Source organism: Streptomyces sp. NPDC048288 (assembly GCF_043201555.1).
Lineage (GTDB): Bacteria > Actinomycetota > Actinomycetes > Streptomycetales > Streptomycetaceae > Streptomyces.
In genome coordinates this window covers 139,855-153,312 of the sequence record NZ_JBICZD010000007.1, presented here as the reverse complement: position 1 = coordinate 153,312, position 13,458 = coordinate 139,855, and the positions used below count along the sequence as shown (strand labels likewise).

General features: G+C 70.0%; 13 protein-coding genes. 4 read left to right on the top strand and 9 right to left on the bottom strand.

What is annotated here, in order from left to right; translation table 11 throughout:
* Positions 1-5 precede the first annotated feature (5 nt).
* The 4 genes from ACGFZS_RS25605 to ACGFZS_RS25590 are packed head-to-tail and all read left to right on the top strand — an operon-like array spanning position 6 to position 3,357.
* Positions 6-971 (top strand): ABC transporter substrate-binding protein, encoded by a 966-nt coding sequence (locus tag ACGFZS_RS25605; RefSeq protein ID WP_393797111.1) that lies wholly within the window; start codon positions 6-8, stop codon positions 969-971.
* Positions 968-1,741 (top strand): ABC transporter permease, encoded by a 774-nt coding sequence (locus ACGFZS_RS25600; protein WP_393546322.1) that lies wholly within the window; start codon positions 968-970, stop codon positions 1,739-1,741. Before ACGFZS_RS25605 ends, ACGFZS_RS25600 begins: the two co-directional genes overlap by 4 nt.
* On the top strand, positions 1,738-2,514 hold the full coding sequence (locus tag ACGFZS_RS25595) for an ABC transporter permease (protein ID WP_393797110.1): 777 nt from the start codon (positions 1,738-1,740) through the stop codon (positions 2,512-2,514). The genes ACGFZS_RS25600 and ACGFZS_RS25595 overlap by 4 nt, the downstream gene beginning before the upstream one ends.
* 24 nt (positions 2,515-2,538) lie before the next feature.
* Complete coding sequence (locus ACGFZS_RS25590; RefSeq protein WP_393797109.1) at positions 2,539-3,357, top strand: ABC transporter ATP-binding protein; 819 nt, start codon at positions 2,539-2,541, stop codon at positions 3,355-3,357.
* Here the strand turns inward: ACGFZS_RS25590 and ACGFZS_RS25585 are convergent.
* The 9 genes from ACGFZS_RS25585 to ACGFZS_RS25545 all read right to left on the bottom strand — a co-directional run bounded on the left by ACGFZS_RS25585 (position 3,334) and on the right by ACGFZS_RS25545 (position 13,394).
* Positions 3,334-4,977 carry a glycoside hydrolase family 13 protein gene (locus ACGFZS_RS25585; RefSeq protein WP_393797108.1) on the bottom strand — a complete coding sequence of 548 codons (1,644 nt, stop codon included), beginning with the start codon at positions 4,975-4,977 and terminating at the stop codon, positions 3,334-3,336. The genes ACGFZS_RS25590 and ACGFZS_RS25585 overlap by 24 nt on opposite strands.
* A gap of 31 nt (positions 4,978-5,008) precedes the next feature.
* Positions 5,009-5,890, bottom strand: coding sequence for a carbohydrate ABC transporter permease (locus ACGFZS_RS25580; RefSeq protein ID WP_393797107.1), 882 nt, complete (start codon positions 5,888-5,890; stop codon positions 5,009-5,011).
* Positions 5,887-6,843: a carbohydrate ABC transporter permease gene (locus tag ACGFZS_RS25575; protein ID WP_393797106.1), complete on the bottom strand. Its 957-nt coding sequence runs from the start codon at positions 6,841-6,843 to the stop codon at positions 5,887-5,889. Before ACGFZS_RS25575 ends, ACGFZS_RS25580 begins: the two co-directional genes overlap by 4 nt.
* Before the next feature lie 5 nt (positions 6,844-6,848).
* The gene (locus tag ACGFZS_RS25570; protein WP_393797105.1) at positions 6,849-8,198 is read right to left on the bottom strand and encodes an ABC transporter substrate-binding protein; all 1,350 of its coding nucleotides are present in this window, start codon (positions 8,196-8,198) and stop codon (positions 6,849-6,851) included.
* Between the two features lie 149 nt (positions 8,199-8,347).
* Positions 8,348-9,343 (bottom strand): LacI family DNA-binding transcriptional regulator, encoded by a 996-nt coding sequence (locus ACGFZS_RS25565; RefSeq protein WP_393546336.1) that lies wholly within the window; start codon positions 9,341-9,343, stop codon positions 8,348-8,350.
* A 76-nt stretch (positions 9,344-9,419) separates the two neighbouring features.
* Positions 9,420-10,235: an ABC transporter permease gene (locus ACGFZS_RS25560; protein ID WP_393797104.1), complete on the bottom strand. Its 816-nt coding sequence runs from the start codon at positions 10,233-10,235 to the stop codon at positions 9,420-9,422.
* An 18-nt stretch (positions 10,236-10,253) separates the two neighbouring features.
* Positions 10,254-11,117, bottom strand: a complete 864-nt coding sequence (locus tag ACGFZS_RS25555; RefSeq protein WP_393797103.1) for an ABC transporter permease — start codon at positions 11,115-11,117, stop codon at positions 10,254-10,256.
* Between the two features lie 3 nt (positions 11,118-11,120).
* Entirely contained in the window at positions 11,121-12,311 is a 1,191-nt protein-coding gene (locus ACGFZS_RS25550; RefSeq protein ID WP_393797102.1) for an ABC transporter substrate-binding protein, read from the bottom strand.
* 51 nt (positions 12,312-12,362) lie between these two features.
* Positions 12,363-13,394: an ABC transporter ATP-binding protein gene (locus ACGFZS_RS25545; protein ID WP_393797101.1), complete on the bottom strand. Its 1,032-nt coding sequence runs from the start codon at positions 13,392-13,394 to the stop codon at positions 12,363-12,365.
* Between the last annotated feature and the right edge of the window lie 64 nt (positions 13,395-13,458).

Below are 13,458 nucleotides of genomic sequence, written 5' to 3'. Positions count from 1 at the left end.
GAGCCATGCGTCGTCTGCTCGCCGGTCTCGCTGCCGGCACCTTCATGTTCGCCACGGCGGCCTGCGGCTCCTCCGGGAGCTCGTCGTCCACCTCGCCCTCGTCGGGCGGCACCACCACCGTCAAGGTGGGGATCATCCCCATCGTCGACGTGGCCCCCCTCTACCTCGGGCAGAAGGAGGGCTTCTTCGGCAAGCGCGGCCTGAAGCTGTCCATGACGCTCGCGCAGGGCGGCGCGGCCATCGTCCCCGGCGTGACGAGTGGTCAGTTCCAGTTCGGCTTCAGCAACATGACCTCGCTGATGATCGCCCAGTCCAACGGCGTGCCTGTGCAGGCGATCGCCAACGGCGTGGCCTCGACCGGCGTCGAGGGCAAGGACTTCGGCGGGCTCGTGGTGAAGAAGGGCAGCAGCATCACCTCGGCGAAGCAGCTGGAGAGCAAGAAGGTCGCCGTCAACACGCTCAAGAACATCAACGAGACCGCGGTGCGCGAGTCGGTGCGCAAGGCGGGCGGCGACCCGGACAAGGTGAACTTCGTCGAGCTCGCCTTCGACCAGATGCCGGCCGCGCTGGACAAGGGCCAGATCGACGCGGCGATGGCCGTCGAGCCGGCCCTCGCCACCATGAAGGGCCAGGGCGCCACGGAGATCGCCTCGCCACTGGTCGACGTGGCGAAGAACCTCACCGTGGCGATGTACTTCACCTCGACGTCGTACGCGCAGAAGAACCCGGCCGTCGTCAAGGAGTTCCAGGAGGCCATCGCCGAGTCGCTGACCTACGCCGACGCGCACCCGGACGAGGTCCGGCAGATCGTCACCACGTACACCAAGACCCCGGCCGATGTGCTGGCCCAGGTGACGCTGCCCAAGTGGCCCGCCGCCGCGAACCGTTCCTCGATCGAGGCGCTGGAGAAGCTGAGCGAGCAGGACAGCCTCTTCAAGACCGCCCCCGACCTGGACAAGCTGCTGCCGTGAAGGGTCTGAACACCGTGCTCGGCGCGGCCGGGCTCGCGGCCTTCCTCGCCCTCGGCGAGGCGGTGCCGCGGCTCGGCCTGGTCAAGGCGGACTACTTCCCGCCGACCAGCCGCATCGCCCGCGCCCTCGGCACCGAACTCGCCGACCAGGCCTTCTGGTCGGCGCTCGGCGACACCCTCACCGGCTGGGCGGTGGGCCTGGCCGTCGCGGTCGGCGCGGGCATCGCGGCGGGCGTCGTCCTCTCGGTCGTCCCGCACCTGCGCCGGGCGACCGCCTCCACCATCGAGTTCCTCCGCCCGATCCCCTCGGTCGCCCTCATCCCCCTCGCCATCCTCCTCTACGGCACCGAACTCCGCTCCGTCCTCCTGCTCGTCGTGTACGCCTCCTTCTGGCAGGTGCTGATCCAGGTGATGTACGGCGTCCAGGACGTCGACCCGGTCGCCGAGGAGACGGCACGGTCGTACGGTCTCGGCACCTGGGCCCGGGTCCGCCATGTGCTGTGGCCGACCGCGCTGCCGTATGTGATGACCGGCGTCCGGCTGGCCGCCGCGGTCGCGCTGATCCTCACCATCACCGCCGAACTGGTCATCGGCGCCCCGGGGCTGGGACAGCAGATCGCGGTCGCCCAGGCCTCGCAGGCGGTGCCGGACATGTACGCCCTGATCGTGGTCACCGGGCTGCTCGGGCTGGTCATCAACGTGGGCGCCCGCTCGGTGGAGCGACGGGCGCTGGCCTGGCACCAGTCGGTGCGCGGGGAGGTGGCGGTGTGAGGCGGCTGCTGCTCGGCGCGGTGTACGTGCTGGCCCTGCCCGCGGTGCTGGTCGCGCTGTGGTGGGTGGCCTCGGACGGCAGCACGAACGTCTACTGGCCGCCGCTGCGCACGATCCTGAGGACCTTCCCGGACGTCTGGACCGGTCAGCGGCTCCGCGACGACCTGCTGCGCAGTGTGCTGCGGCTGCTCGCCGGGTACGCGACGGCGGCCGTCGCGGGGGTGGCCCTCGGCACGGTCATCGGCTCCTACCGGCGGGTGCGGGCGGTGTGCGAACCGGTCCTGGAGTTCCTGCGGGCGGTGCCGCCGCCGGTGCTGGTCCCGGTCATCATGCTGTTCGCGGGCATCGGCGACACCATGAAGATCGTGGTGATCGCCAGCGGCTGCGTCTGGCCGATCCTGCTCAACACGGTCGAGGGCGTACGGGCGGTGGACCCGGTGATGGCGGAGACGGCCCGGTCCTACGGCATCACAGGCGTGGCCCGGCTGCGTACGCTGGTACTGCGTTCGGCGAGCCCGCAGATCTTCGCGGGCCTGCGGCAGGCGCTGTCCATCGGGATCATCCTGATGGTCATCAGCGAGATGTTCGCGGCCAGCAACGGGCTCGGTTTCACCATCGTGCAGTTCCAGCGCGGTTTCGCGATCCCCGACATGTGGACCGGGATCCTGCTGCTGGGTCTGCTCGGCTTCGCGCTGTCGGCGGTCTTCCAGGTGGTCGAGCGGCGGGTGCTCGGCTGGTACCACGGTCTGCGCGCGACAACCCGGCGGCCTTGAATGAACCTCGTGAAGGGGCGGTCCATGCTCGACGTACGCGGCCTGCGGAAGGTCTACGACGGATCCGGCCGCCGTATCGAGGCGGTGCGGGACCTCACCTTCACCGTGGAGGCGGGCGAACTGGTGTGTCTGGTCGGCCCGTCGGGCTGCGGCAAGACCACCCTGCTGAAATGCATGGGCGGGCTGCTCACCCCGACCGGCGGCGAAGTCCTCCTGGAGGGGCGGAAGGTGACCGGGCCACCCCCCGGGATGGCCTTCGTCTTCCAGGAGTACGGCCGCAGCCTGTTCCCCTGGATGCGGGTCGCCGCCAACGTCGAACTCCCGCTGAAGCAGAAGAACCTGCCCCGGGAGCGGCGTAGGGAGCTGGTCGCCGACGCGCTGCGCTCGGTCGGCCTCGCGGACGCCGCCGACGCGTACCCCTGGCAGCTCTCGGGCGGTATGCAGCAGCGGGTCGCGATCGCCCGCGCCCTCGCCTACGAACCCCGGGTGCTGCTCATGGACGAGCCGTTCGCGGCCGTCGACGCCCAGACCCGGGCCGATCTGGAGGACCTGGTCCGGGGGCTGTGGCGGGAGCGCGGCATCACCATCCTGTTCGTCACCCACGACATCGACGAGGCGGTCTACCTGGGCCAGCGGGTGATCGTCCTGTCCGCGTCCCCGACCGTCGTCCGGGAGCAGCTGAAGGTCGATCTGCCGGACGAGCGCGACCAGTTGCACACCCGGGTCGCCCCGCGCTTCGCCGAACTGCGGACCCATGTGTACGAGCAGATCCAGGCGGCGAAGCGCGGGGCACCCCGGGGGGAGGACCCGGTCACGACGTCAGACACGCCCCCGCTCCACTGAACCCAGCCAGGCCGCGGTGTCCCGCGGCAGCCGGCCCTCGTCGTCCAACGGGCCGCTGGTGAGCAGGAGTTCGGTGTGGGCGGGGAGTTCGGCGGGGGCGGCGCCCAGGTTGACCACGCATGTCACGCCCTCGGAGCGGCTGAAGGCGAGCACGCCCTCGGGGGCGGGCAGCCAGGTCGGCGGGCCGTCGCCGAAGCGCGGGCGCAGCGCGATCGCGCTTCGGTAGAGCGCGAGCATGGACTCGGGGTCGTCCTGCTGGCGGTCGACCGCGTACGACTCCCAGCCGGCCGGCTGCGGCAGCCACGGCTCCTCCCGCGAGCCGAAGCCCGCGTACGGCGCCCCGGCCGCCCAGGGCAGCGGCACCCGGCAGCCGTCGCGGCCCGGGTCGGTACCGCCGGACCGGAAGTACATCGGGTCCTGGACGCGGTCGCGCGGGATGTCGGCCTCGGGCAGCCCCAGTTCCTCGCCCTGGTAGACGTACACCGCGCCGGGCAGGGCCAGGGAGAGCAGGGCGGCGGCGCGGGCCCGGCGCGTCCCCCGTCCCAGGTCGGTCGGGACGCCGAAGGCCTTGGCCGCGAAGTCGAAGCCGGTGTCCTCCCGGCCGTACCGGGTGGCCGTGCGGGTCACGTCGTGGTTGCACAGCACCCAGGTGGCGGGGGCGCCGACGGGCGCGTGCTCGGCGAGGGTGGTGTCGATCGACGTCCGCAGCCGGTCCGCGTCCCAGGGGCAGGACAGGAAGGAGAAGTTGAAGGCGGTGTGGAGTTCGTCCGGGCGCAGGTAGCGGGCGAAGCGTTCGGCGTCGGGCAGCCAGACCTCGCCGACGAAGACACCGCCGTAGACGTCGGCGACCGCGCGCCAGGAGCGGTAGATGTCGTGGAGTTCGTCGCGGTCCACGAAGGGGTGGGGGTGCGGGCGGGTGGCCAGGTCGGGCAGGGCCGGGTCCTTGGCGAGCAGGGCCGCCGAGTCGATGCGGACGCCCGCGACGCCCCGCTCGAACCAGAACCGCAGGATGTCCTCGTGCTCCTGGCGGACGGCCGGGTGCGCCCAGTTGAGGTCGGGCTGCTCGGGGGTGAAGAGGTGCAGGTACCACTCGCCGTCGGGGAGCCGGGTCCAGACCGGTTCGGTGGAGCCGACGAACTGCGAGGGCCAGTCGTTGGGCGGCAGGTCGCCGTTCGGGCCGCGGCCGGGGCGGAAGTGGAACAGGTCGCGTTCCGCGCTGCCCGGGCCGGCCGCCAGCGCCGCCCGGAACCAGGGGTGCTGGTCGGAGACGTGGTTGGGGACGATGTCGACGATCGTCCGGATGCCCAGCTCCCGTGCCTCCGCGATGAGTTTCTCGGCCTCGGCGAGGGTGCCGAAGGCCGGGTCGATGGCCCGGTAGTCGGCGACGTCGTAACCGCCGTCCTTCATGGGTGACGGGTACCAGGGGCTGAACCACAGGGCGTCCACGCCGAGTTCGGCGAGGTACGGCAGCCGGGCGCGGACGCCCGCGAGGTCGCCGGTGCCGTCGCCGTCGCTGTCGGCGAAGCTGCGGACGTACACCTGGTAGATGACGGCGGAACGCCACCAGTCGCGGTCCGCGTGGTCTTCGTGGTCCTTCGGGGCATGGCTGGGCTGTCCCACTGGGCGAACCTTTCTGTCGGAGGAAGGGCCGTCAGCCCTTGGTGCTGCCCGCGCTGATCCCGGCGATGATGTGCCGCTGGAAGACGAGGAACAGCGCGACCATCGGGATGCTGGCGATCACCATCGCGGCGATGAGCACGGTGAGCTGGATGTTCTGCGACAGCTGGACCAGGGCCACGCTGATGGGCTGCTTGTCGGTGTCGGAGAAGACCATCAGCGGCCACAGGAAGTCCTGCCAGACCGCGACCAGCGCGAAGATCGACACCACCCCGAGCACCGGGCGGGACATGGGCAGGACCACGGACCACAGGATGCGCAGCTTTCCGGCGCCGTCGATCTCGGCGGCCTCCAGCACGTCGCGGGGCAGCTGGTCGAAGAACCGCTTGAGGAGGTACAGGTTGAAGGCGTTGGCGACGGCCGGCAGCCAGATGCCGAGCGGGTCGTTGAGCAGGCTGGTGTGGAGGAAGGGCAGGTCGGCGACGGTCAGGTACTTGGGGACGACCAGTGCCTGGGCCGGGACCATCAGGGTGGCCAGGATGCCGCCTAGGAGCACCTTGCCGAAGGCGGGCCTCAGCTTCGACAGGGCGTAGGCGGCGGCCGTGCAGAACACCAGCTGGAAGGCCCAGGCGCCGGCCGCCTGCACCACCGTGTTCCACAGGTGCTCGGGAAGCTGCATCAGGTCCCAGGCGTCGGTGTAGCCGGACAGGTGCCAGTGCTCCGGGACGAGCGTGGGCGGGGTCCGGGCGACCTCGTCCGGGGACTTCATCGCGCCGGTCACCATCCAGTACACGGGGAAGAGGAAGGCGAGCGCGAAGAGCAGGACGACGCCGGTGAAGACCGTCCAGTAGACCGCCCTGCCGCGCGGGCGGGCCAGGGTCGCGGGCGAGATCAGGGTGCGGGTCGCGCTGCTCATCCGTCCTCCCCGGAGCGGGTCAGCCGCAGGTACACGGCGGAGAAGATGCCGAGCAGCACCAGGAGCATCACGCTGAGCGCGCAGGCGCCGCCGAAGTCGTTGTAGAGGAAGGCGTACTTGTAGATCAGGTAGAGGACCGTGACCGTGGCGTTCTCCGGGCCGCCTCCGGTGATGACGAACGGTTCGGTGAACACCTGCATGGTGGCGATGATCTGAAGGAGCATCAGCATGAGGATGACGAACCGGGTCTGAGGGATCGTCACATACCGGATGCGCTGGAGGAGGCCCGCGCCGTCGAGTTCGGCGGCCTCGTACAGCTCGCCGGGGATGGACTGGAGGGCGGCCAGGTAGATCAGGACGGTGCCGCCCATGTTCGCCCAGGTGGCCACGATCACCAGGGAGACCAGCGCGGTGTCGGCGCCGTTGGACCAGTTCGAGGTCGGCAGGTGCAGGAAGCGCAGGGTCTCGTTGGCGAGGCCGGCGCCCGGGTCGTAGAACCACTTCCACAGCAGGGCGCTGACCACCGGCGGGATCATCACCGGGAGGTAGACCACGACCCGGAAGAACGCCTTGGCGTGCCGCAGTTCGTTGAGGACCAGGGCGAGCACGAACGGGATCGCGAAGCCGATGAGCAGGGCCAGCAGGGTGAAGGTGAGGGTGTTGCGCCAGGCCGCCGCGAACTCGGGGTCGTGCAGGACCCGGGTGAAGTTGGCGGTGCCGACCCATTCGGGGGACGAGCCGGGCGTGTACTTCTGGAAGGAGATCACGATCGCGCGGATCGCGGGGTACCAGGAGAACAGGGCGAAGCAGACCAGTCCGCCGAGCAGGAAGCCGTAGGCCCGGGCCTGGTCGATGATCCGGCGCCGCCTCCGGTCCCCTGCCGGGGGCGGCGCCGGGGCCTGTCGGGCGCCGGCCGCCACGGGGGCGGGCCGGCGCTCGGCCGTCTTGGTCATCGCGGTCAGCCCCGGGCCAGGATGCCGTCGATCTTGTCGTTGGCGTCCTTGAGGAGCTGGTCGATGTCGGCGTCCTTCTTGGTGAGGACGGCGGAGACGGCTCCGTCGAGGACGGAGTAGATCTGCTGGGCGTCCGGCGGCTCGATCTTCATCTGCAGGGACTGGTTGCCGTCCAGGAACGCCTGGTAGTTCTCCACCGGCACGTTGGCGTTGGCCTTCTTGACCGCCTGGTCCTTGGCGTCGGCGGCGCCGGTGAACAGGCGCGGCTCGGGCAGGCCGACGGGCGCGTCGTTCTTCTTGGCGCGGGCGTAGTCGCCGAGGAAGCCGTCACCGGGGGTGAGGAACATGGAGTCGAGCCACTTGAGGCCGGCGCGGATCTGGGCCGGGGTGTCCTTCTTGTTGAACATGTAGCCGTCGCCGCCGATGAGCGTGCCCTGGCCGCCGGGCATCGGGCCGAGGGCGAGGTCCTTGTAGTTGCCGCCCTTCTCCTTCACCAGGATTGGGATGTTGTCCGGCGCCGAGAGGTACATGCCGAGCTTGCCCGAACCCATCATCTGCTGGACGTCGTTGATGATCAGGAGCTGCTTGCTGCCCATGGAGTTGTCGGTCCAGCGCATGTCGTGCAGGTTCCGCAGGACCGCGTGGCCCTCGGGGGTGTCGACGGTCGCCGACCTGCCGTCGGCGGAGACGACGTCGCCGCCCTGCGCGTACATCTCGGCGGTGAAGTGCCAGCCGCCCTGGTTCTGGGCGCTGTAGTCGGCGTATCCGACGGTTCCGTTGCCGAGCGCGGCGATCTTCTTGGCGTCGGCACGGACCTCTTCCCAGGTCGTCGGCGGCTGGTCGGGGTCGAGGCCGGCCTGCTGGAAGAGCTTGCGGTTGTAGATCAGGCCCATCGAGTAGCCGGTGCGCGGGATGCCGTAGACCTTGCCGTCGACGGTGTAGATGTCCCGCAGCTGCTGCTGGATGGTGTCGTAGCTCTTCAACTCCTTGAGATACGGCGTGAGATCGGCCGCCTGGTTGATGTCCACGACGTGCTTGGCGTCGGTGAAGTACGTGTAGAACACGTCCTCCATCTGGCCGCCGGCCAGCTTGGCGTCGAAGGTCTTCGGGTCCTGGCAGGGGAACGCGTCGTGCGCGACGACGTCGATGTCCGGGTTCTGCTTCTCGAAGGCGGCGATGTCCTGGTCGAAGAAGGAGCGGTCGACCTTGGCGCTCTTGGGCGGCTGGCAGTTGACGGTGATGCGCGTCTTGCCGCTGCCCGCGTCGTCGCTCGACCCGCAGGCGGAGGCGGAGAGCGCGAGCGAGGAACAGACGCCTATCGCGACGAGAGCACGGCGGAACCCGGTGCTGGACATCGGTGGACCCCCCAGACAGGAGCGGTGGGCGCCGCACCGGGACCGGTGGGCGCCGCACACTCAAGCACCGGGAGCAAGAGTCCGCAATATGTCGCGCAGAATCTGTAATTATTCGACAGTGGATGGGATCTCCTGGATAACTCCCTGTCTCAGTCGCGAGGTGCTTGCGCGGTGGAACCGCGGACCACCAGCTCGGGCTCGAAGAGCAGCTCCTCGGGGGCCACGGCGCTGCCGTTGACCTGTGCGTTCAGCAGCTCCACGGCCGCCCTGCCCATGGCCTCGATGGGCTGGCGGACGGTGGTGAGCGGGGGTTCGGTGCAGTTCATGAACGCGGAGTCGTCGTAGCCGACGACCGAGACCCGGGAGGGGACGTCCAGGCCCTTGCGGCGGGCCGCCCGGATCGCGCCGAGCGCAAGCGGATCACTGGCGCAGATGATCCCGGTGACACCCTGGTCGATGAGCCGGGTGGCGGCCGCGTGACCGCCCTCGATGGAGAACATGGCGCGGGCGACACGCTCCTCGGGAAGCTCCCCCAGGGCCCGCGCCGCGGCCAGCTTGCGGGCCGAGGGGACATGGTCGGCCGGGCCGAGGACGAGACCGATCCGCTCGTGGCCGAGGGAGGCCAGGTGCCGCCAGGCCTGCTCCACCGCCACCGCGTCGTCGCAGGACACGGCGGGGAAACCGAGGTGCTCGATGGCCGCGTTGACCAGCACCACCGGAATGTTGCGTTCGGCGAGCAGCCGGTAGTGGTCGTGCGGGGCGTCGGCCTGGGCGTACAGCCCGCCGGCGAACACCACGCCCGAGACCTGCTGCTGCAGCAGCAACTCGACGTAGTCCGCCTCGGAGACCCCGCCCTTGGTCTGGGTGCACAGCACCGGGGTCAGCCCGAGCTGCGCCAGCGCGCCGCCGATGACCTCGGCGAAGGCCGGGAAGATGGGGTTCTGCAGCTCGGGCAGGACCAGGCCGACGAGCCGGGCGCGCTCGCCGCGCAGCTGGGTGGGCCGCTCGTAGCCGAGGACGTCCAGGGCCGAGAGCACCGCCTGCCGGGTGGCCTCGGAGACCCCGGGCTTGCCGTTGAGCACCCGGCTGACCGTGGCCTCGCTGACCCCGACCTTCTTGGCCACTTCCGCAAGTCGTCGCGTCATGCACGCAAGGGTAGCGCAAGTTACGCAAGCTGCTTGCGTAACCGTCGAAAGTCGGCCCTCCTCGGCCGGCCGGGGATCAGACGCGGCTGGCGGTCGCGGTGTCCGCCGACAGCCGCTGCGCGACGTAGATCGGGACGACGGACAGCAGGACGAGGACGGCCGCCACCACGTTCACGACCGGCGCCTGCTGGGGCCGGGTCATGTTGTCGAAGATCCACAGGGGCAGGGTCTGGACGCCGGGACCGGCGGTGAAGGTGGTGACGACGATCTCGTCGAAGGAGAGGGCGAAGGCGAGCAGCCCGCCCGCCAGCAGCGCCGAGCGCACCAGCGGGAAGGTGACGTCGACGAAGGCGCGGAAGGTGTCGGCGCCCAGGTCGGCCGCCGCTTCCTCGTAGCTGCCGGAGGTGCGGCGGAGCCTTGCGACGACGTTGTTGAAGACGATCACCACACAGAAGGTGGCGTGTCCGACGACCACGGTGAACAGGCCGAGCCCGACGCCGAGCGGCTGGAGGACCGTGCTGAAGGCCGAGTTGAGGGCGATACCGGTGACGATGCCGGGCAGCGCGATCGGCAGGACGACCACGAAGGACAGGGCGTCCCGGCCGAAGAAGCGGTACCGGGCGACGGCGAAGGCGACGAGCGTGCCGAGCACCAGCGCGATCGCGGTGGCGCCGAGCCCGGCCTTCACCGAGGTCCACAGGGCCTCGCGGGCGCCGGAGCTGTGCCAGGCGGCCGACCACCAGCGGGTGGTCAGGCCGGGCGGGGGCCAGCTCGCGCTGCGGTCGGGGTTGAGGGAGTTGACGAGGACAAGGAGCAGCGGCACGTAGATGACCGCGAAGCCGAGGCCGGCGGCGGCACGGAGGGCGATACGGGCGTTTCGGGAGAGTGGCATGTGACATATCACCCGTCGTCAGAGGCTGCTCAACGCGCCCGTCCGCCGCATCGCCAGCAGATACAGCACGATGACGACGACCGGGACGGTGGCGAGGGCTGCGGCCATGGGCAGGTTGAGTTCGATGTTGGCGTAGACGAGGTTGCCGATGAGCTGGGTCTTGCCGCCGACGATCTGCACGGTGATGTAGTCGCCGAGGCTGAGCGAGAAGGTGAACACCGACCCGGCGGCGACGGACGGCAGCACCATCGGCAGCACCACGGACCGGAAGGTCCGCCCGGCCCGCGCGCCCAGGTCCGCCGAGGCGTCCAGCAGGTTGTCGGGCAGCTGCTCCAGCGCGGTGTGGATCGGCAGGATCATGTACGGCAGCCACAGGTACGTCAGGGTGAGCACGGTGGCCGGCAGGCCGAAGCCGGGCCCGCTCAGCCCGAACGGCTTCAGCGCCCAGTCGGCGAGTCCGCCCTCGGAGAGGATCAGCCGCCAGGCGTACACCTTGACCAGGTAACTCGCCCACAGCGGGGTGAGGATGGCGACGACCAGCAGCGGGCGCCGGCTCGGTTTGGCCACCCGCGCCGTGTAGAAGGCGACCGGGAAGGCGATCACCGCGCACAGGGCGGTCACCGCGAGGGCCACGCCGACGCTGCGCAGGATCACCTGCCGGAACACCGGCGTGGTGAACAGCTCGTGGAAGTTGTCGGTCGACCAGACCTTCACCACCTCGGAGGTGAAGGAGTCCGTCGTCCAGAACGCGGAGACGAACAGGACCGCAAGGGAGCCGAGGTAGAGCACCGCCAGCCACAGCAGCGGGGCGGTCAGCAGCAGGGCCAGGCGGAGCCGGGGGCGCCGGTGCAGCGCCCCCGCGGTCCGGGTGAGCACGGTCATCGCTCAGCCCTTGATCTCGGTCCAGGCCTGCACCCACTTGGCGTAGGGCACGCACGTGACGTCGGTGCGGCCGTCCAGGCACTGCTCGATCGGGGTGTTCCAGAAGGCGATGTTCTTCCAGTAGCTCTCGTCGGCCGCGTGGTAGGTCGCGCAGAAGTTCTTGTCGCTGGTCAGGTCGCAGGCCTTGGCGTTGGCGGGGGCTTCGCCGAAGTACTCGGCGACCTCGGCGTTGACCTTCGGGGAGACGATCCAGTCGAGCCATTTGTAGGCGCAGTTGGGGTGCTTGGCCTTGGCGGAGACCATCCAGGTGTCGGACCAGCCGGTGGAACCCTCCTTGGGTACGAAGGCCTTGACCTTCGCGCCCTCGTCGGCGGCCAGGTTGGCGATGACCTGCCAGGTCGTACCCACCACCGAGTCGCCGCTCTTGAAGGCGGAGATCTCCTTGAGGTAGTCGCTCCAGTACTCGCCGATGTCCGCGTTCTGCTGCTTCAGCAGGGCGACGGCCGCGTCGAACTGCTTCTGGTCGAGCGCGTAGGGGTCCTTGATCTTCAGCTCGGGCTTGGTGGCCTTGAGGTACAGGGCCGCGTCGGCGATGTAGATCGGCGAGTCGTAGGCCGTCACATGGCCCTTGTACGTGCCCGCGTCGTCGAAGACGGCCGCCCAGGAGGTGGGCGCGGGGCTGACCTTCTGGGTGTTGTACATGAGCAGGTTGGCGCCGCGGCCGTGCGGGATGCCGTACATCTGGCCCTTGACGGAGTTCCAGGCGCCGTTCTTCAGGCCGCTGAAGATGTCCTGGTAGTTCGGTACGAGCTTGGTGTTGACGGGGGCCGCGTCGCCGGAGGCGATCAGCCGCAGCGAGGCGTCGCCGGAGGCGGAGACGGCGTCGTACTCCCCCGTCTTCATCAGTTTGACCATCTCGTCGGAGCTGGCGGCGACCTTGGAGTGGACCTGGCAGCCGGTCTGCTGCTCGAAGTCGGTGACCCAGTCGACCTTGGGGTCGTCGGAGCCGTCCTCGACATAGCCCGCCCAGGCGATCAGGTTCACCTCACCCTCGGTCTTGCCGAGCTTGGCGAGGGGCTTGAGGTCGGGCGGGTTGAGGCCGGTCGAGGAGCCGGAGCCGGAGGAGCCGCAGGCGGTGGCGGCGAGCAGCAGGGCGGCCACGGCCGCCGAGGCGAGGGGACGGGTGAGGCGCACGACGTACTCCAGACGTGAGGGACGGCGGATCCGGACGTGAGGGACGGCGGATCAGTCGGGGACGTGGACGGTGTGCCGGCGCTGCCAGCGCAGCCGGACGCGGGTGCCGCGGTAGGCGGCGACGTCCTCGGCCGAGGTGTCGAGGTTCTGCTGGAGCGCGGTGAGCCGGCCGCCGCCGTCCAGGTCGACCAGGAAGCGGGTGGCGTCGCCGAGGTAGACGACCTCGGCGACGGTGCCGACGGCGGTGGCCTCTTCCGGGGCGTCCGCGTCGTCGGTCTCCTTGAGGACCCGGATCTTCTCGGGCCGGATGCTGTGGGTGCCGTCCGCGCCGAGCACCCGCCGGGCGGTGTCGCCGGTGAGCAGGTTGGAGGTGCCGACGAAGGAGGCGACGAACGAGGTGGCGGGGCGTTCGTAGATCTCCGCGGGGGTGCCGACCTGTTCGATACGGCCCTGGTGGAAGACGGCGACGCGGTCGCTCATCGTCAGGGCCTCCTCCTGGTCGTGGGTGACGAAGACGAAGGTGATGCCCACCTCGCGCTGCAGGGCCTTGAGTTCGATCTGCATCTGCTCGCGGAGCTTGAGGTCGAGGGCGCCGAGGGGTTCGTCGAGGAGCAGCACACGGGGGCGGCCGACGAGGGCGCGGGCGAGGGCCACGCGCTGGCGCTGGCCGCCGGAGAGCTGCGAGGGGCGGCGGCCGCCGTAGCCCTCCAGGCGGACCTCGGTGAGCGCCTTGCGGGCGCGGACCAGGCGTTCGGACTTGGGGACGCCGCGGACCTTGAGGGAGTAGGCGACGTTCTGCTCGACGGTCATGTGCGGGAACAGGGCGTAGTCCTGGAAGACCGTGTGCACGTCCCGTTCGAAGGGGGCGCGCCGGGTGACGTCCTGGCCGGCGAGTTCGATCACGCCCGCGGTGGGGGTCTCGAACCCGGCGATCAGGCGCAGGACGGTGGTCTTGCCGGAGCCGGAGGGGCCGAGCATCGAGAAGAACTCGCCGTCGCGGATCTCCAGGTCGACCCCGGCCACGGCACTGGTCTCGCCGAACGACTTCCGCAGATCCCGCAACCGGATCGCGCTGGCCTCCATGGGCGGGAACCTTTCTGGCGCTCTCTTGCGTTGAACGTGATGATCGGAAAGATATGAAGTCATA

Bases quoted from the DNA above. Each gene is read 5' to 3' on its own strand.
- ACGFZS_RS25575 (WP_393797106.1), bottom strand. From the start codon at position 6,843: ATGACCAAGACGGCCGAGCGCCGGCCCGCCCCCGTGGCGGCCGGCGCC.
- ACGFZS_RS25565 (WP_393546336.1), bottom strand. From the start codon at position 9,343: ATGACGCGACGACTTGCGGAAGTGGCCAAGAAGGTCGGGGTCAGCGAG.
- ACGFZS_RS25570 (WP_393797105.1), bottom strand. From the start codon at position 8,198: ATGTCCAGCACCGGGTTCCGCCGTGCTCTCGTCGCGATAGGCGTCTGT.
- ACGFZS_RS25580 (WP_393797107.1), bottom strand. From the start codon at position 5,890: ATGAGCAGCGCGACCCGCACCCTGATCTCGCCCGCGACCCTGGCCCGC.
- ACGFZS_RS25555 (WP_393797103.1), bottom strand. From the start codon at position 11,117: ATGACCGTGCTCACCCGGACCGCGGGGGCGCTGCACCGGCGCCCCCGG.
- ACGFZS_RS25605 (WP_393797111.1), top strand. From the start codon at position 6: ATGCGTCGTCTGCTCGCCGGTCTCGCTGCCGGCACCTTCATGTTCGCC.
- ACGFZS_RS25560 (WP_393797104.1), bottom strand. From the start codon at position 10,235: ATGCCACTCTCCCGAAACGCCCGTATCGCCCTCCGTGCCGCCGCCGGC.
- ACGFZS_RS25590 (WP_393797109.1), top strand. From the start codon at position 2,539: ATGCTCGACGTACGCGGCCTGCGGAAGGTCTACGACGGATCCGGCCGC.
- ACGFZS_RS25545 (WP_393797101.1), bottom strand. From the start codon at position 13,394: ATGGAGGCCAGCGCGATCCGGTTGCGGGATCTGCGGAAGTCGTTCGGC.